Source organism: Pseudomonas sp. ok266, assembly GCF_900110195.1.
GTDB classification, from domain to species: domain Bacteria; phylum Pseudomonadota; class Gammaproteobacteria; order Pseudomonadales; family Pseudomonadaceae; genus Aquipseudomonas; species Aquipseudomonas neuropathica.
The window spans coordinates 120,643-138,289 of the sequence record NZ_FOCU01000011.1 but is presented as its reverse complement, the minus strand read 5'-3'; the positions used below and the strand labels follow the sequence as shown (position 1 = coordinate 138,289).

Genomic DNA, 17,647 nt, shown 5'->3' with positions numbered 1-17,647 from the left:
AGCCGACCTGTTTTTTGCAGATGTACGCAATCCAACTGTGGGAGCGAGCTTGCTCGCGAAGGCGTTCTGAAATCCAACGATCCTCTGCCTGAATGCACCCAGTTCAAATTGTGGGAGCTGGCTTGCCAGCGATGACAGCACGTCAGTCGCTACCTGTCTGTCTGAATATCCATTGCTCGCTCTGCTCCCGCGACTTCCTACATCTTTTTCAGAAACCTCTGATATTGAGCCAGGGTGCCGCTAATGCTGTACTCAAGCCTCTGCTTTTCCAGAGTCCTTGAGTCCGCCTTGATGAAAAAGCCTCCATCCTTGAAGGGCCGATCCGACCCGGTGTTCGATTTGCTGGTGCGCCCGCCCCACAAGCATCGTCTGGCGGATTATCTTGCGCTGCTCAAGCCGCTCGATGATCAAGGGCGTTATCTGCCATTTGAAGCGTTGCGTTATCGCTGGGCGGCGGGGCTGGATGCCAAACTGTGTTGGGCGTTGGTCAAGAAGGCGCGGGCGGCCCAGTACATCGACCTTCTGCCGCTGGGCGAGCCGGTGCAGTGGGGCAAGTATCTGTTGACCCCTTTGGCACAGAAAACCATCTCCATCGTCGATCGGCAGGCCAGTACGGCCGCGCTGGAATTCATGACCAGCCAGATCGGCGAGCGGGCGCATTTCAGTTATCTGCTGAACGATCTGATCGAAGACGAGGCCATCGCCAGTAGTCAGTTGGAGGGCGCGGCGACCACCACGCGCGTAGCCAAGGACATGCTCAAGCAGCAGCGTCTGCCCCGTACTCCGGATGAACGCATGGTGATGGGTAATTACCGGATGATGAATTTTGCCTGGGAGAGACGTTACGAACCCATGAGCGTGGATCTGATCGCAGCGATTCATCGGGTGGGGGTCGAGGGCATTGATGACGAGCAGTATTCCCCCGGGGTGTTCAGGATCAATGACGAAGTGGTCGTTCAGGACGGGGCGGGCAACACCGTGCACCGACCACCACCTGCAGCAGGATTGGTATTGCTGCTGGAGCGACTGTCGCAGTGGGTCAACCTGCCCGACGGCTCACCGCAAGAGAAGAGCTATCTGCATCCGCTGATCAAGGCAATTACGCTGCACTTTGCCTTGGGTTACGAACATCCCTTTCGTGACGGCAACGGGCGGGTCGCAAGGGCGTTGTTTTACTGGTTCATGTTCAAGAACGAGTTTGCGGCGTTTCGCTACGTTGCGATCAGTTTGTTACTGCGTAATGCGCCGGTGAAATACGGGCCCTCATATCTGCATACAGAGGCGGATGAGCTGGATCTGACTTATTTCATCGAGTTCCAGTGTTCGGTCATTCAGCGAGCGGTGCTCGGGTTTACGGATGTTTATCGCGAGAGCGTGGCCTACGCCGAAGAGTTCGAGCGCTGGCTGACGAATTCTGGCTGCTTCGATCAGATGACGAAAAAACAACACGCGGTGTATCAGGCGGCAAAAAACGGGGTGGCGAAGGAGTTCACAGCGAGCAATGTGGCGGAAAATTTTGTTTGCTCGCACCGCGAGGCGGTTTTGGTTCTGAAGGGGCTGGACCAGTTACAGGTTTTTGAGAAAAAGAGGATGGGACGAGAGTGGGTGTTCTTTTTACGTAGTCCCTTACGTGGAGTGAAGCACGGGAGCGAGTGGATTCGCCCCCGTGCTCTGACTGCTTAGAGCGTGCCGAATACCTTCTTCGCCAAACTGGTCGCCGCAGCAGCCGGGTTCTGGCGGATGGTTTCTTCCTGTTTGCCGATCATCTCGAACAAGCCATTCAGCGCCTGCTCGGTCACGTAATTCTCAACGTTGGCACTCTTCGCATCGACAACGCCAAACGCAGCAGCCTGACCAGCGAACGAGTTGTACTTCTGTGCTACGCCAACCTTGTCGGTCGCCTGTTTGACGATCGGCAGGAACTTGGCGCGGATCTGTTCGCGGCTGGATTTGTCGAGGTATTGCGTGGCCGAGTCCTTGCCGCCGCTGAGGATGCCTTTGGCGTCTGCCACGCTCATTTTCTTCACGGCGTCGACGAGGATGGGCTGGGCTTGAGTTACAGCGCTTTCCGCCGCTTTGTTCATCGCGGTTTCCAGTTCTTCAACCTGAGCACCCATGCCGAAGGCTTTCATTTTGCTCGCGGCTTTGCCGAGTTTGCCCGGCAGTTCGATCTTCACGTCCGGGTTGTTGCTGAAGCCGCCGGGTGTGCCCAGTTGCTTGACGGCGATTTGTGCGCCTTGGGTCAGGGCATCCTTGAGGCCGCCGGTGGCGTCTGTTTGCGACAGGTCACTGAGCGACAGGGCCAGCGCGCTGGCGGAGATCATCAGGCCTGCGCACAGGCCGGCGAAGCGAAGGGTAGGGCGGAGCATGGCGGCTTCCTTGTTGCAGAAAGTGAATTAACGAACGGCGTCGACGCGGATTTTCAGCGGCTGCGGGTCGTTGCCGTCGAGTTGCACGGCATGGTTTTCGGTGGTGATGAACATCAACTCACCGTTGACTTCAATGCGCGCGCTGACCGAGTAACGGTGGCCAGGTTTGATCTGCGCTGGATCGTAGCTCAAGTGGAAGGGCAGCGGCACCTGGCCTTTGACCGGACCTTTTTGCTCGTCCAGTACCACGGCTGGCGCATCTGCCAGCGAGACGTCTTGCAGGCTCACGCTGAGGGTCGCGCTCGGAGGCAGAGCGATGCGCTGCAGGTAGAACACTTCACCGTCGAGGCCGACCTTGCCGGCAGGTGTGGTCGACTGGCAGGCGCTGAGCAGTGTTGCGGCGGCGAGCAGAGTCAGTTTTTTCATGATGTTCTCCATTCAATTGTAGGAGCGAGCCTGCTCGCGATAGCGGTTTAGCATTCAACATTTCAGTTGTCTGACACTCCGTCTTCGCGAGCAGGCTCGCTCCCACAGGGTTTGCATCAGGTCTCGGGTTGAGTGATGACCTGATCGGCAGCATCTTCACTGCGATGCAGCGCAACCTGGCGGATCGACAGTCGAATTTCCGCCGGCAACACGCGTTTGGCTGCACCTTCGGCAAGCTCGCCAAGCAGTTCGTGATAACTCAGTTTGCCGGCCTCGTCGCGGCGCAGCACGTCGAGGTCGAGCATTGTCTGGATGAAGTGACGGAACAGGCTCTTGTCGAAGAACTCCGGGGCATTCAAGCCATGGAGGATCGACAGGCGCTGGGCCATGACCGTGCAGAGGTCTTCCAGCTCTTCGGCGCTGATGCTGTTCTGGCCGCTGTTGAGCAGCAAGGACACGGTCATGTAGAAGCGCTGCAAGGTCTGCGCGATGCTCTTCGACAGCAGCGTCAGCAGGACGAAATGCCGCGAACTTGGTGCCGGACGCAGATAGACGTCTTTCTCGAAACGCAACAGGCCTTGTTCGACGAACGCTTCCAGCCACTGATCGACCACACCGTCCAGTTCGTCCAGCGTCCAGCGAATGAACAGCTCAGATTGCAGGTACGGATACAGCGCGCGGGTGTAGCGCAGGATCTGTTCGCGGCTCATGCGCGAAGCGCTCTGGAAGAAGCTCGCCAGCAGTGCAGGCAACGCGAAGATGTGCAGCACGTTGTTGCGGTAGTAGGTCATCAGGACGGCATTCTGCTCGTCCAGATAGAGAATCTTGCCCAGCGCATCGTTCTGCTCGGCGAGCAGGTCCATGTCTTTCACATGCTCGATCAGCGCACGGCCGTCGCCTTCCGGCAGCGTGGTGTGCGGCGAGTACGGGACTTTGCGCAGCAGCGCCAGATACAGATCCAGCACTCGCGCCATGGCGCGATCATCCAGCGCCAGACGCGTAGTCGACAGCAGTGCCAGCGCCACGAGGTTGACCGGGTTGATCGCAGCGGCTTCGTTCAAATGCTGCGCAACTTTTTCGCCGAGGCGATTGGTGGTCTCGTTGAGCCACGCCGGTTTGTACTGCGGGCCGAGTTCCTGCTGGCGCCAGTCCGGTTGCTCGGCGTCGAGGAACTCCGCCAGTTTGATCGGCTCACCGAAGTTCACCGCAACCTGACCGAAACGCTGCTTGAGCGCGCCGATGACTTTAAAAATGTCGAAGATCGATTCTTTCTTCTTACTCGCGCCACGCAATTCGCCGAGGTAGGTGCGACCCTCCAGCACGCGCTCATAGCCGATGTACACCGGCACAAACACGATCGGCATCCGCGACGAACGCAGGAAGCTGCGCATCGTAATGGCGAGCATGCCGGTTTTCGGTTGCAGCATGCGCCCGGTGCGCGAGCGGCCACCCTCGACGAAGTATTCGACCGGGAAGCCTTTGGTGAACAGCGTGTGTAGATATTCGTTGAACACCGAGGTGTACAGCGGATTGCCCTTGAACGTGCGGCGCATGAAGAACGCACCGCCACGGCGCAGCAGGCTGCCGATCACCGGCATGTTCAGGTTGATCCCGGCGGCGATGTGCGGCGGGGTCAGGCCGTTGCGGAACAGCAGATATGAGAGCAGCAGGTAGTCGATGTGGCTGCGATGGCACGGCACGTAGATCACTTCGTGACCTTGCGCGACCTTCTGCACGCCTTCGATGTGGTTGACCTTGATGCCGTCGTAGATCTTGTTCCAGAACCAGCTCAGCACCACTTCGAGGAAGCGGATCGCGGTGTAGGTATAGTCCGAGGCAATCTCGTTGCCGTAGCGCAAAGCCTGGGCCTTGGCTTTCTCCGGCGAGATGTTTTCGCGCTCGGCTTCGTCGAGGATCGCTTGCTTGACCAGCGGCTGGTTGAGCAGGCCTTTGACCAGGTTGCGCCGGTGGGAAATGTCCGGGCCGATGACCGCTGCTTTGAGGTTGCGAAAGTGTACGCGCAGGATGCGCTGGGCCATGCGCACGGTGCGTTCGTGGCCCTTGTTGTGCTCGATCAGCTCACGCAGGTGAATCGGTGCGGAGAACTGCACGCGGGTTTTGCGCCCGAGGACGATGATGCTCAGCAGCCGACGCAGGCGCCCGGTGACCGCCCAGCTGTCGGCGAACAACAATTTCCAAGGACTGTTTTCGCTGTCCGGCGACTGGCCCCAGAACACGCTGACCGGAATGATCTGCGCGTCTTCGGCAGCGTTCTGCGTCAGGGCACTGACAAGGCGGGTCAGGGTCGGCGGTGCGCCGCGCTTGTCCTGGCGACCGAGCCAGTCCGGATCCGGCGTCAGGTAGAAAAACGCCGCCGGTTCGATCAGCGAACCCACCGACACCGGCAGCACCGGACGTGGCAGGCCGGCCTTGGTGCACTCGGTATCGACCACGGCCAGATCGGTCAGCGAAGGGTTTTGCAGGACGTAGAACACCGGACGACTGCGGTCGAGGTTGAGGGTGAGCGACGACTGGTTGATCGTTTCCGAGCGAACCCAGAGGTACAACAGTCGGCGCAAGGTGCCAAACACTAGACGGCGGAACGGGGAACGGGTCATACGGCTTCTGCGTGAGTGGATAAACCGAGCGGTTGCTCGGGAGGGCGACAGTTTGCCGTATTGGGCGAAAATCGGCAAAAAAGCGGCGAACTAATCTCCTGTTGAGACTTTCCGCACCTGTCATATACTCGGCGGTCTGTCGCCGGGGGCCTTTTATGGACGTCGGACGCAGGCTGACGTTCCGCAAAGGCTTTCCTGCGAAAAGCCTGTCCAATAATAAAAAAGGAGTATGAACAGATGGCAACACGTGAAACCGGCAACGTGAAGTGGTTCAACGACGCCAAGGGCTACGGCTTTATCCAGCGCGAAGACGGGCTGGACGTGTTCGTGCACTACCGCGCGATTCGCGGCGAAGGGCATCGGTCGCTGACTGAAGGCCAGCAGGTTGAATACGCAGTGATTACTGGCGAGAAGGGTTTGCAGGCTGAGGATGTTGTAGGCCTGTAACCTTGAAGATCAAAAGATCGCAGTCTACGGGTGTGCACATGACCCTGAAGGCGCTGCCGCAGGCTGCGATCTTTTTTGGGGCGAGAAAGTCCTGAACTCAATGCTGTATAAACAATCACCCTGTCAGTTATGACAGTAGACGTCTTTTTTTCTCACGCTTACCTTCGCGGAACAAAATCCCTGTGAATCAGAGTTTCCAGGGCGTTGTCTGTTCGAGAGGAAAGCGGCCATGTGGAAGAGTGTTTCGATTTTTCTGATAATGGGAGTTGTTGGATGCTCGGTGCAACCCACTCCCTCGGAGGTTGCGCAACCCCGCTTTCCGGCGATGACAGTTCAGTCATCACCACCACAGAACGAAACTCAGAGTACGTCCGCCGCGCAGCCGTCGATATTCAACGTGATCGAAGCGCCGACCGGTGAGTTGAACGTCGACACGCTCGGCAGCGAAGCCAACGTCCAGGTCAGCTATCCAAGCCTGGCAGCGAAGGACACCGTCGGTGTGCGCCTGGCCGGTGTGGCGTTGCGTGATGCGCCGATCCAGACCGTGTCCACCGCAGGCACGCTGACCTTCAAGTTGCCCAAAGCCTGGATCAGCGAAAACAAGGGTCGTACGTTCAACCTCACTTATACCTACAAGGTAGGTGGCGCGGGCAGTCTGATTACCTCGTCGCCACTGAGCATTCGCGTGGTCAGTGCTCAGGGCCAGAACGTATTCAAGGTGGTCGAAGCACCGACGGGTGAGTTGAACGTCGACACGCTCGGTACCGAAGCCAACGTCCAGGTCAGTTATCCGAGCCTGGCAGCGAAGGACACCGTCGGTGTACGCCTGACCGGTGTGGCGTTGCGTGATGCGCCGATCCAGACCGTGTCCACCGCAGGCACGCTGACCTTCAAGTTGCCCAAAGCCTGGATCAGCGAAAACAAGGGTCGTACGTTCAACCTCACTTATACCTACAAGGTAGGTGGCGCGGGCAGTCTGATTACCTCGTCGCCACTGAGCATTCGCGTGGTCAGTGCTCAGGGCCAGAACGTATTCAAAGTGGTCGAAGCACCGACGGGTGAGTTGAACGTCGACACGCTCGGCACCGAAGCCAACGTTCAGGTCAGTTATCCGAGCCTGGCAGCGAAAGATACTGTCGGCGTGCGCCTGACCGGTGTGGCGTTGCGTGATGCACCGATCCAGACCGTATCCACCGCAGGCACGCTGACCTTCAAGTTGCCCAAAGCCTGGATCACCGAAAACAAGGGTCGTACGTTTAACCTCACTTACACCTACAAGGTGGGTGGCGCGGGCAATCTGATTACCTCGTCAGCGCTGCCCGTGCGGGTAATCGGTACGGAGCCGGGAGGAGATGGGCAACGCGTTGCCAATGATCTCAATGCACAGTACGCCGATACACGACAAAATTGCGGCAGTGCTTCGCTACCAGCGGCGTTGTGCTCGGGTGTCATATTGCGGGCGACGATCAACGGTACGGCTTATCGCGCCTGGAACCCCAGTCCGCTTTCGCAGCAGAATGGAGGAGTTTCATTTTTTTACTTGCGTAAAGATGCGCACTTCAAAGGATTTCCCTCCAACTATCCAAACACCAGTGGTTTCGTCTTTTTTCCACTTCAGCAGCGCCCGGCGGGGAGTGTGGAAGTTCAGGTTCTATGCATTTTTCCCATAGACGGAGGCAGTGATATAAGGGGCGATCAGGGCTGTGGTGTATCCAGTAATTATCCGACGGTCAGTCGCTCATGCGAGCAGCAGGGAATTACCACTGCTGCAGGATGGCTCACCCATTACAACCAAGGACCCACAGGCTGGAAATACCAGCGGCAGTGTGGGTTCAATGTCCGACCCGGTCAGGGAACGCTTGCAGCCAATGCGTTTTATCAGGGAATACTGGCCATGAAGTTAATGGGGGCCGAGTCGTTCAACTCGTGGAATGAAATCCGTCTGGCGACATGGCCACAGAACATCCATACGACCATTCCAATCAAGGCATTCTTTTATACGAGTAATGGTTTGGCGGCTGCCCGGTTCAACCAGGAGGATTTTTACAAGTATTCCAGCAAGGCAATACCGATTATCAAGCTGACGATGCCCCGAACAACTGCCGATTCCGCACGGTTTGAATTCATAAAAGCCGATCAAGCGGTGGGCAACTGGAACTGAGGGAGCTATTCAGGGTGTAACTTGTAATTTCAAGGTCGAAAGATCGCTGTCCGAGACAGCGATCTTTTGCTTTCAGGCGGTTTTCCAGGTGATTTCTTCTTCACCGTCTGCGCTGATACGCATCCAGCGGTCCGCCGTCTCTTCACCTTCCTCTTCAACCCACGTCCCCGGCGCGCAACGCACTTCGACGTTTAGCGCAGCAAAGGCGGCGCGGGCGCAGGCGATGTCGTCGTCCCATGGGGTCTGGTCGCTTTCGAGGTACAGGCTGTTCCACTTGCCCACGGCTTTCGGCAGCCAGGTCACCGGCACGTTGCCGGCCGTGCACTTGTAAGTCTGGCCTTTCTGTACCCAGTCACTGCACGGGCCCAACGCTTCGCCCAGCCAGGCCGAAATGGCCTTGTGGTCGACGTCGGCGTCTTTCAGGTAAATCTCGATGTCCGGTTGGCGCATGGATGTCCTCACTGCGGGTCTGAAAAATCCATTCGCGGATTTAGCCGGCCCCGGGCACTCGCCCGAGACCAAAAGTTATTGAAGAACGAAATAATCGTAGCGCATCGACACGGTGGTCACGAACGGCTCGGCCTGTTCGATCACCGCCGCACGACGCTCGGCACTGGCGCGCCAGCCGTGAGGTGTCATCGCCAACAGGTTGGCGCGATCCTCAGGCTTGTCCAGCGTCAGCTTGAATTCCAGGGTTTCGCTGTGCGCCAGCGCCATGCCTTCCGGCACCAGGGCCAGATGCTTGTCGTCGGTGTATTCACGCACTTCGTCATAAAGACGTTCGCGCAACTCCATCAGGTGGCCGCTGGTCGGGCCGACTTTCATCAGACCGCCGCCGACACTGAGCAGACGCTTGGCTTCTTCCCAGTCCAGAGGACTGAAAACGCTGGCGAGAAACTGGCAACTGCCCGACGCCAACGGCACGCGGGCCATGCTGGCGATCAACCAGGTGATCGCCGGATTACGTTTGCAGGCACGTTTGACCGCTTCGCGGGAAATATCCAGTGCGTAGCCATCCGCGTTCGGCAAGGCCTCGGCGATCTGCGCGGTGTAGTAACCCTCGCCACAACCGATATCGACCCAGCGATCCGGCGCATAACTCGCCGCCAGCTCGGCCAGACGCTTGGCCACCGGCGCGTAATGCCCTGCGTTCAAGAAGTCCCGGCGTGCTTCGACCATGGCCTGGTTGTCGCCAGGATCACGGCTGTTCTTGTGCTGTACCGGCAACAGGTTCAGATAACCCTGTCGCGCACGGTCGAAGCGATGGCCTGCCGGGCAGACCACGCCGTTGTCGACTGTATTCAGCGGTTCACTGCAGATGGGGCAAGCGAGCATCAGGCGAGCAACTTGATCAGGGTCTGGTAGTAGATCTCGGTCAGCACATCGAGATCGGCGGCCAGAACGCGTTCGTTGACCTGGTGAATGGTCGCGTTGACCGGGCCCAGTTCAACCACTTGCGTGCCCATGGTCGCGATGAAACGGCCGTCGGACGTTCCGCCGCTGGTGGACGCTTTAGTCTCACGACCGGTGATGTCCTTGATGCTCGCCGACACCGCGTCGAGCAGCGCGCCCGGTTCGGTGAGGAACGGCAGGCCGGACAGTGCCCAGTCGATGTGCCAGTCCAGATCGTGCTTGTCGAGAATATCGGCCACGCGTTTCTGCAGGCCTTCGACGGTCGATTCGGTGGAGAAGCGGAAGTTGAACACCGCCACCAGATCACCCGGAATCACGTTGGTCGCGCCAGTGCCGGAATTGACGTTGGAGATCTGGAAACTGGTCGGCGGGAAGAAATCGTTGCCGTGATCCCAGTGCTCGGCAGCCAGTTCGGCCAGCGCCGGAGCAGCGAGGTGGATCGGGTTCTTCGCCAGATGCGGGTAAGCGACGTGACCCTGAATGCCTTTGACGGTGAGCTTGGCACCGAGCGAGCCGCGACGGCCGTTCTTCACCACGTCGCCAACCAAAGTGGTGCTCGATGGTTCGCCAACGATGCACCAGTCCAGACGCTCGTTACGCGCAGCAAGACGCTCGACCACAGCCTTGGTGCCATGGTGCGCCGGGCCTTCTTCGTCGCTGGTGATCAGGAACGCGACCTTGCCCTTGTGGTTCGGGTAGTCAGCGACAAAGCGCTCGGCGGCGACGGTCATCGACGCCAGGCTGCCTTTCATGTCCGCTGCGCCACGGCCGCAGAGCATGCCGTGTTCATCGATCAGCGCGTTGAACGGGTCGATCTGCCACGCCGTGACCGGGCCGGTCGGCACCACGTCGGTGTGGCCGGCGAAGCACAGCACCGGGCCGTCGTTGTTGCCGTGGGTGGCCCAGAAGTTATCCACATCTTCGATGCGCATCGGCTCGAGATTGAAACCGGCATCGCCCAGGCGCTGCATCATCTGCTTCTGGCAATCGGCGTCGACCGGCGTCACGGACGGACGGCGGATCAGGTCGATGGCGAGTTGGAGGGTCGGCGAAAGGTCGGCGTGGGCCGTCATGGAAAACTCCGAAGATCATGAATGTGGGCGCGGACTAACCTACAGGAATTGGGTTCGGCCAATGAGCCGAACGCCGCCAAGCCCCGCAAAATGGCGGTTATCTTAAAGCAAAACGGCGACCATTGGCCGCCGTTTAGTGCTTCGATGAGGATTTAGACGACCGGCGCCGGTTCCGCTGCAGCCGCCGGTTTCGGCAGCGACGACAGGAACGCCATGATCAGCGCCGCCAGATACGGCAGCGACTGCACCAGCAACATCACCACCCAGAAACGCATGTCGTTGCTCGGCATGCCGTTGACCAGGAAGATCCCCAGCGCCGCGCCCCACAACAGCAGCATGATGAACAGCTCTTCGCGCGCTTCGGAAATCGCCACCCAGAAACCATGGTTGTCGGCGTTTTTCGGCGTGCGGAAGAACGGAATGCTGCTGGTGAAGAAGCCGTACAACACCGCTTTGGCGATGGTGTGCGATAACGCCAGCCCGGCCAGTGCCGCGCAAAACGCATCTTTCAGGTTCACGCCGACCGCGCGACGGTAGAGGAAGATGATCTTGCCGACCTTGAACACGAACAGCGCCAGTGGCGGGATTGCGAAGATCAGCAAAGGCGGATCGACTCGTTGCGGCACGATGATCATCGCCGCCGACCACAACAGCGCGCCGACGGTGAAGAAGATGTTCATGCCGTCCGCGACCCACGGCAACCAGCCCGCGAGGAAGTGGTAACGCTGGCCACGGGTCAGCTCGGTGTCCTTGCCGCGCAACAGGCTGCCGGTGTGGCGCTTGATGATCTGAATCGCACCGTAGGCCCAGCGGAAACGCTGCTTCTTGAAGTCGATAAACGTATCCGGCATCAGGCCCTTGCCGTAGCTGTCGTGGTAATACGCCGCCGACAGGCCTTTCTCGAACACGCGCAGACCGAGTTCGGCGTCTTCACAGATGCACCAGTCAGCCCAACCCAATTCTTCCAGCACCGAGCGGCGGGTCATGGTCATGGTGCCATGCTGGATGATCGCGTCACGGTCGTTACGAGTGACCATGCCGATATGGAAGAAACCTTTGTATTCGGCGTAGCAGAGCTTCTTGAAGGTGCTTTCGTTCTGATCGCGATAATCCTGCGGCGACTGCACCACGGCGATTTTCGGGTCGGCGAAGTGCGGCACCATGTGCTTGAGCCAGTTCGGGTGCACGCAGTAATCGGAGTCGATTACCGCGATCACTTCAGCGTCTTTGGCGGTGTGCGGAATCAGGTAGTTCAGCGCGCCGCCCTTGAAACCGGCGAGGGGCGAGACGTGGAAGAACTTGAAGCGTGGGCCGAGGGTTTCGCAGTAATCGCGCACCGGCTCCCACACCGCCGGATCCTTGGTGTTGTTGTCGATGATCAGGACTTCGTAGTCCGGATAATCGAGCGCGGCGAGGGCGTCGAGGGTCTGTTTGACCATGTCCGGCGGCTCGTTGTAGCACGGCACATGGATCGAGACTTTCGGGCGATAGCTGGAGTCGCCCTCGACCGGCAGGAACTCACGCCGCCGCTTGTGAATCCACACCGCTTCGGCCAGTTCATGCGCTTCGGTGAGCAAAACGATGAACACCCCGAGTGCACCCAGCGCCAAGAGGAAGCCGACGGTCAAACTGAACCACGTGCTGTATTGCAGGCTGTAGTCGTAACCGATCCACACCAGCACCGAACCACAGAGGAAGGCGATAAAGGTCAGGAAGATCCGCCCACGCTGACGCAATGCTGAGCCGTCGATCATCAGCAAGGTCAGCGACAACAGCGCCAGCACCACCGAACCGATCGCCAGCACGCGCCACTGCGGGATCGCGACCACCGGGCCTTCGAAGTTGAATTTTTGCTGACGCGCAGCGTTGAACACGCCCCAGTACGCGCCGACCGAGCCTTCGTCGCTGGCCTTCCACGGCTGGTCAAACGCCTCGATCACGAAGTAGTTGAAGCCTTGGCGGTTGAGCTTGTTGACCAGTGTGCGCAAGTAGATCGCCTGATCCGCCGGCGACGCATCGGCACCGCCACGCATGCGACCGTTGCTCGGCCAGCCGACCTCGGAGAGCAGCAGCGGTTTTTTCGGGAAGAGCTTTTTCAGATCGCGAGCGCGATCAAAAACGAACTGGCCGGCCTTGTCGACCGGAATGAACTCCCAGTACGGCAAAACGTGCGCAGCGATCAGGTCAACGTGTTTGGCCAGCTCCGGGTGTTCTTCCCAGACGTGCCATTGCTCGGAAGTGGTCACCGGCACCTTCACCGCTGCGCGCACGCGATCAAGCAGCACGCTCAGCTCTTGGGCGGTGATTTCCTTGCGGAAGATCGCTTCGTTACCGACCACCACGCGCACCACGCTGCGTGAAGTGTTGGCCAGTTCGATGGCACGGGTGATTTCCCGTTCGTTGCGCTCCTGATCCGGGCTGATCCAGATCCCCAGCGTCACGCGCAGGCCGAATTCTTCAGCCAGTTTCGGGATGTCTTGCAGCGAACCGTCGACCGAGTAGATGCGGATGTTATCCGTCAGCTTGCTCATGATCTCCAGGTCGCGGCGCATTTCGTCGTCAGTCGGGTACTGATCTTTTTGCGGATATTGTCCCTGCTGGAACGGCGAATAGGAGAAACCGGAGATCTGCTCCGGCCAGTTCGGCGCGGAAACCGGGCGATTGATCAGCGCCCAGAAACCGGTGAACAGGGCGGCGATTGCCAGAACCACCACCAGGTTGAGTCCAAATTTACGCGATGACATAGCTATTTCGGGTTCCAAAGGCTGTGGAACGGAGGATCGGTCGGCTATACGCCCGAGGGGCGCGCATCCTACACCGGCAGTTCGCAAGTCGTACATCAGACAGGGAAATGCCCGACATTGGGCAGCCGACTTTGACTTAAGTTCTTACACTTGTAGTTCGAAGCTTAAAACTTGTCGCTGTGTAGCCCTATAATGCGCGCCGGTTTTTGGGGTAATGGTCATGAGTACAGAAGATCCGCGGTTTGCAGGCATCGCCCGTTTGTATGGCATCGAAGGCATGGAGCGCTTGCGCGCGGCCCATGTGGCGATCGTCGGCGTCGGTGGCGTCGGTTCCTGGGCGGCGGAAGCCATGGCCCGTTGTGGCGTCGGCGAGATTTCGCTGTTCGACCTTGATGACGTTTGCGTCAGCAACGCCAACCGCCAGTTGCACGCGCTGGACAGCACCGTCGGCAAGCCCAAGGTCGAAGTGATGGCCGAGCGTCTGCGCGGGATCAACCCGGATTGCACGGTGCACGCCGTGGCGGATTTCGTCACCCGCGACACCATGGCCGAATACATCACGCCGAACATCGACTGCGTGATCGACTGCATCGACGCGGTCAACGCCAAGGCTGCGCTGATTGCCTGGTGCAAGCGCCGCAAGATCCAGATCATCACTACCGGCGGTGCGGGCGGGCAGATCGATCCGACGCTGATTCAGGTGTGCGATCTCAACCGCACGTTCAACGACCCGTTGGCCTCGAAAGTGCGTTCGACGTTGCGTCGTGATTATGGTTTTTCGCGCACCGTGACCCGCCATTACAGCGTGCCGTGTGTGTTCTCCACGGAACAACTGCGCTACCCGAAACCGGATGGCAGCATTTGCTTGCAGAAGAGTTTTGTCGGTGACGGTGTGAAGCTCGACTGCGCCGGCGGGTTTGGTGCGGTGATGATGGTGACGGCAACGTTCGGCATGGTTGCGGCGACCAAGGCTGTGGACAAGATTGTCGCGGGTGTGCGGCGCCCGGCGGATCGCATTAAGCCTGAGGTTTGATGCTGGGGCTGATGGACCTATCGCGAGCAGGCTCATTCCTACAGGGGGAATGCGTTCCAATTGTAGGAGTGAGCCTGCTCGCGATGGCTGCGAAGCAGCCGCTTTAAAGTGCCAACTCATTCATCCGCTGGAGCACAGCATTCAGGCCATTGCTGCGCGATGGCGATAGCTGGCGCGACAGGCCGAGCTGATTAAACCAATCAGGCAAGTCGATTTGCTTTAAATCAGTCGCCGACAACCCGTTAACCCGCAGCAGCAACAACGCCACCAACCCACGAATCATCCGCGCATCGCTGCTGGCGCTGAATTGCCAGTGACCGTCGTGCAGTTCACCAACCAGCCAGACCTGACTCTCACAGCCATGCACCCGGTTAGCCTCGCACTTTTCGGCGTCACTTAGTGGCGGCAAACGATCACCAAACTGCATCAACAACCGCGCCCGTTGTTCCCAGCCCGCTGCATTCTGAAAAGTCTGCAGCGCCTCGGCGGCCTCGACCGGCAAACTCATCGCAACAACTCCAGCGCCTGATCCAGCGCTTCAAAAAAGCGCTCCAGATCCTCGGAATCGTTGTACAGCGCCAGCGACACCCGAATCGCCCCGGCCAGTTCGAAGCTTTTCAGCAGCGGCATCGCGCAGTGATGCCCGGCGCGCACCGCGATCCCTTGCTCGGTCAAAAGATGCGCGAGATCGGCGTTATGCACACCCTCGACAACAAAACTCGCCAGCGCCAATTGCGGCTTGCCGAGCAAACGAATGCCGTTACGGGCGGCGAGGCCACGCAGCAGATAGTCATGCAGCGCAGTCTCGTGGGCGGACACCGCGTCCTGATCCAGACCGGCCAGATAATCCAGCGTCGCGCCAAGGCCGATCACACTGGCAATCGGCGGTGTGCCCGCCTCGAAGCCCAGCGGCGCCGGGCGGAAACGCGCGTCGTGATAGTTGGCTTCCAGCACCATCTCACCGCCGAACTGCCAGGGCTTCAGTTGTTCAAGCGCAGCGTTGCGTCCGAACAGCACGCCGAGGCCATCGGGGCCATACAGCTTGTGGCTGGAAAACACGTAGAAGTCGCAACCCAGCGCCTGCACGTCATGCCGACCATGCACCACGCCTTGCGCGCCATCGACCACGGTCAGCGCGTTGTGCGCCTTGGCCATGCCCAGCAACGCCGGCAATGGCTGCCACGAACCGAGCACGTTGGACAACTGACTGACCGCCAGCAAGCGCGTGCGCGGGCCGATCAGGTGCACAGCGGCAGCAAGGTCGATCAGACCGTCGGCATCCAGCGGCAGGATCACCAGTTTGAGACTTCGCCGTTGGGCCAGTTGCTGCCACGGCAGCAGGTTGGCGTGATGCTCCAGGGCGCTGATGACAATTTCATCGCCCGGGTGGAAAAGAGGTTCCAGGCCATACGCCAGGAGGTTCAGCGCACTGGTGGCGCCGTGAGTAAAGATGATTTGCCCACTGTCATCGGCATTCAGCCACTGGGCAACCTTCAGCCGACTGTCCTCGAACGCCTGCGTGGCATGAGCGCCGGGCAGGTGTTGCGCACGATGCACATTGGCCGCGCCGTTGGCGTAGTAATGCGTCAGTGCGTCGAGCAGGGCTTGGGGTTTTTGCGTGGTGGCGGCGTTGTCCAGATAGGTCTGGTCTTGCCGTTGCAGCGCGGCGATGGCCGGGAAATCGGCACGCCACGGGGAGGGAATCATCATTTGTTCAGCCCTGTGAACTTGGGCGGGATGTACACAAGACACTGTGGGAGCGAGCTTGCTCGCGAAGGCGTCCTTGAGGACGCCAAAAGCTTCGCGAGCAGGCTCGCTCCCACAGGTTATCAATGTGCTGCTTAGTTGTGAGCGTGCAGCGCTTCGTTCAGTTCGATCGCCGATTTGTGGGTTTTGCACTCCACAGCACCGGTTTCCGAATTGCGACGGAACAGCAGGTCAGTCTGACCGGCCAGCTCACGCGCTTTCACAACTTTAACCAGATTGTTGTGCTCGTCCAGCAGGGCAACCTTGGTACCGGCCGTCACGTACAGGCCCGACTCAACGGTGTTGCGGTCGCCCAACGGGATACCGATACCGGCGTTGGCGCCGATCAGGCAGCCTTCGCCGACCTTGATCACGATGTTGCCGCCGCCCGACAGGGTGCCCATGGTCGAGCAACCGCCGCCCAGGTCCGAGCCCTTGCCGACGAATACGCCAGCGGAAACACGGCCTTCGATCATGCCCGGGCCTTCGGTGCCGGCGTTGAAGTTGATGAAGCCTTCGTGCATCACGGTGGTGCCTTCGCCCACGTAAGCACCCAGACGCAGACGCGCGGCGTCAGCGATGCGCACGCCAGCCGGTACCACGTAGTCGGTCATTTTCGGGAACTTGTCCACCGAGAACACTTCCAGCAGCTCGCCACGCAGACGGGCTTCCAGTTGCATTTCCGCCAGTTCGCTCAGGTCGATGGCGCCTTGGCTGGTCCACGCTACGTTCGGCAGCAGCGGGAAGATCCCGGCCAGGCTCACGCCGTGCGGCTTGACCAGACGGTGCGACAGCAGATGCAGCTTGAGGTAAGCCTCAGGTGTCGAGGTCAGTTGCGCGTCTTCGGCCAGCAGGGTGGCGACCAGCGGCTTGTGGCTCTCGGCCAGACGGGTCAGCAGCTTGCCTTGTACGGCGTCGATGCCTTTCACGGCTTCAGCCAGTTGCGCAGCCTGCGCGGTGGTGAAGGTGATGGCCTGATTGCCTGCGGTGTAACCGAGGATCGGCGCAACGGCAGCGACCAGTTCGGCCGACGGATTGAGCAGTGGCTGGGCGTAGAACACTTCCAGCCAGGCGCCTTGACGGTTCTGAGTGCCGACACCAAAGGCGATGCTGAACAGGGAGTTGGACATGTGAATACCTCTAGCAATAAGTGACGGGCTGCTTATTTGAGTGCGGCCGCGTAGATGTCTGGCTTGAAGCCAATCAGGGTTCGGTCACCGAGATCGAGCACCGGGCGCTTGATCATCGAGGGTTGGGCGAGCATCAGTTCGATGGCTTTCGACTGGTCGAGATCGGCTTTGCGTTCGTCGTCGAGTTTGCGAAAGGTCGTGCCTGCGCGGTTCAACACCGTTTGCCAGCCGTGTTCGTCACACCATTGGGTCAGGTGTTCACGGTCGATGCCGGCGGTTTTGTAATCGTGAAAGTCGTAGCTGACAGCGTGTTCATCGAGCCAGGTGCGCGCCTTCTTCATGGTGTCGCAGGCTTTGATGCCGAAAAGGTGCAACGTTTTACTTGAAACGGTCAAGGAATCGCCCCCTTTACAGGTGCTGGAGAAAAATGGTGTCGGATTATGCCATGACCGAACCGGTTCGCGGCGCCTCAGGTCGATTTGGTAAT

General features: G+C 59.4%; 15 protein-coding genes. 4 read left to right on the top strand and 11 right to left on the bottom strand.

Annotation, left to right across the window (positions count from 1 at the left end; genetic code table 11):
- Positions 1 to 291 precede the first annotated feature (291 nt).
- On the top strand, positions 292 to 1,683 hold the full coding sequence (locus BMY54_RS21000; protein WP_093436650.1) for a Fic family protein: 1,392 nt from the start codon (positions 292 to 294) through the stop codon (positions 1,681 to 1,683).
- Here the strand turns inward: BMY54_RS21000 and BMY54_RS20995 are convergent.
- The 3 genes from BMY54_RS20995 to plsB form a co-directional block, all read right to left on the bottom strand.
- On the bottom strand, positions 1,680 to 2,369 hold the full coding sequence (locus BMY54_RS20995) for a DUF4197 domain-containing protein (protein WP_093436645.1): 690 nt from the start codon (positions 2,367 to 2,369) through the stop codon (positions 1,680 to 1,682). The genes BMY54_RS21000 and BMY54_RS20995 overlap by 4 nt on opposite strands.
- Before the next feature lie 27 nt (positions 2,370 to 2,396).
- Complete coding sequence (locus tag BMY54_RS20990) at positions 2,397 to 2,795, bottom strand: YbaY family lipoprotein (RefSeq protein ID WP_093436640.1); 399 nt, start codon at positions 2,793 to 2,795, stop codon at positions 2,397 to 2,399.
- 116 nt (positions 2,796 to 2,911) lie between these two features.
- The gene (gene plsB, locus BMY54_RS20985) at positions 2,912 to 5,413 is read right to left on the bottom strand and encodes a glycerol-3-phosphate 1-O-acyltransferase PlsB (protein ID WP_093436637.1); all 2,502 of its coding nucleotides are present in this window, start codon (positions 5,411 to 5,413) and stop codon (positions 2,912 to 2,914) included.
- Positions 5,414 to 5,650: 237 nt separating this feature from the next.
- Between plsB and BMY54_RS20980 the strand changes: the two genes are divergently transcribed.
- Both BMY54_RS20980 and BMY54_RS20975 read left to right on the top strand, forming a co-directional pair.
- Complete coding sequence (locus tag BMY54_RS20980) at positions 5,651 to 5,860, top strand: cold-shock protein (protein ID WP_093436634.1); 210 nt, start codon at positions 5,651 to 5,653, stop codon at positions 5,858 to 5,860.
- Between the two features lie 229 nt (positions 5,861 to 6,089).
- Positions 6,090 to 8,021, top strand: a complete 1,932-nt coding sequence (locus tag BMY54_RS20975; RefSeq protein ID WP_139213426.1) for a hypothetical protein — start codon at positions 6,090 to 6,092, stop codon at positions 8,019 to 8,021.
- Positions 8,022 to 8,093: 72 nt separating this feature from the next.
- On the opposite strand, the gene BMY54_RS20970 is transcribed toward BMY54_RS20975, so the two are convergent.
- The 4 genes from BMY54_RS20970 to BMY54_RS20955 form a co-directional block, all read right to left on the bottom strand.
- A complete protein-coding gene (locus BMY54_RS20970; RefSeq protein WP_093436628.1) occupies positions 8,094 to 8,471 on the bottom strand; it encodes a hypothetical protein in 378 nt (125 codons plus the stop codon).
- A 75-nt stretch (positions 8,472 to 8,546) separates the two neighbouring features.
- Entirely contained in the window at positions 8,547 to 9,356 is an 810-nt protein-coding gene (locus BMY54_RS20965) for a putative RNA methyltransferase (protein WP_093436625.1), read from the bottom strand.
- Entirely contained in the window at positions 9,356 to 10,507 is a 1,152-nt protein-coding gene (dapE, locus tag BMY54_RS20960; RefSeq protein WP_093436622.1) for a succinyl-diaminopimelate desuccinylase, read from the bottom strand. The genes BMY54_RS20965 and dapE overlap by 1 nt, the downstream gene beginning before the upstream one ends.
- Before the next feature lie 152 nt (positions 10,508 to 10,659).
- Complete coding sequence (locus tag BMY54_RS20955) at positions 10,660 to 13,251, bottom strand: glycosyltransferase (protein ID WP_093436619.1); 2,592 nt, start codon at positions 13,249 to 13,251, stop codon at positions 10,660 to 10,662.
- A gap of 214 nt (positions 13,252 to 13,465) precedes the next feature.
- On the opposite strand from BMY54_RS20955, the gene tcdA reads away from it, so the two are divergent.
- Positions 13,466 to 14,284, top strand: a complete 819-nt coding sequence (gene tcdA / locus BMY54_RS20950; protein WP_093436616.1) for a tRNA cyclic N6-threonylcarbamoyladenosine(37) synthase TcdA — start codon at positions 13,466 to 13,468, stop codon at positions 14,282 to 14,284.
- Positions 14,285 to 14,387: 103 nt separating this feature from the next.
- Here the strand turns inward: tcdA and BMY54_RS20945 are convergent, their stop codons facing one another.
- The 4 genes from BMY54_RS20945 to BMY54_RS20930 all read right to left on the bottom strand — a co-directional run bounded on the left by BMY54_RS20945 (position 14,388) and on the right by BMY54_RS20930 (position 17,555).
- The gene (locus BMY54_RS20945) at positions 14,388 to 14,792 is read right to left on the bottom strand and encodes a SufE family protein (protein ID WP_093436613.1); all 405 of its coding nucleotides are present in this window, start codon (positions 14,790 to 14,792) and stop codon (positions 14,388 to 14,390) included.
- Positions 14,789 to 15,994, bottom strand: coding sequence for an aminotransferase class V-fold PLP-dependent enzyme (locus BMY54_RS20940; protein WP_093436610.1), 1,206 nt, complete (start codon positions 15,992 to 15,994; stop codon positions 14,789 to 14,791). The genes BMY54_RS20945 and BMY54_RS20940 overlap by 4 nt, the downstream gene beginning before the upstream one ends.
- A 131-nt stretch (positions 15,995 to 16,125) precedes the next feature.
- Positions 16,126 to 17,160: a 2,3,4,5-tetrahydropyridine-2,6-dicarboxylate N-succinyltransferase gene (dapD, locus tag BMY54_RS20935; RefSeq protein WP_093436607.1), complete on the bottom strand. Its 1,035-nt coding sequence runs from the start codon at positions 17,158 to 17,160 to the stop codon at positions 16,126 to 16,128.
- Positions 17,161 to 17,192: 32 nt separating this feature from the next.
- Positions 17,193 to 17,555 (bottom strand): ArsC family reductase, encoded by a 363-nt coding sequence (locus BMY54_RS20930; protein ID WP_003222107.1) that lies wholly within the window; start codon positions 17,553 to 17,555, stop codon positions 17,193 to 17,195.
- Between the last annotated feature and the right edge of the window lie 92 nt (positions 17,556 to 17,647).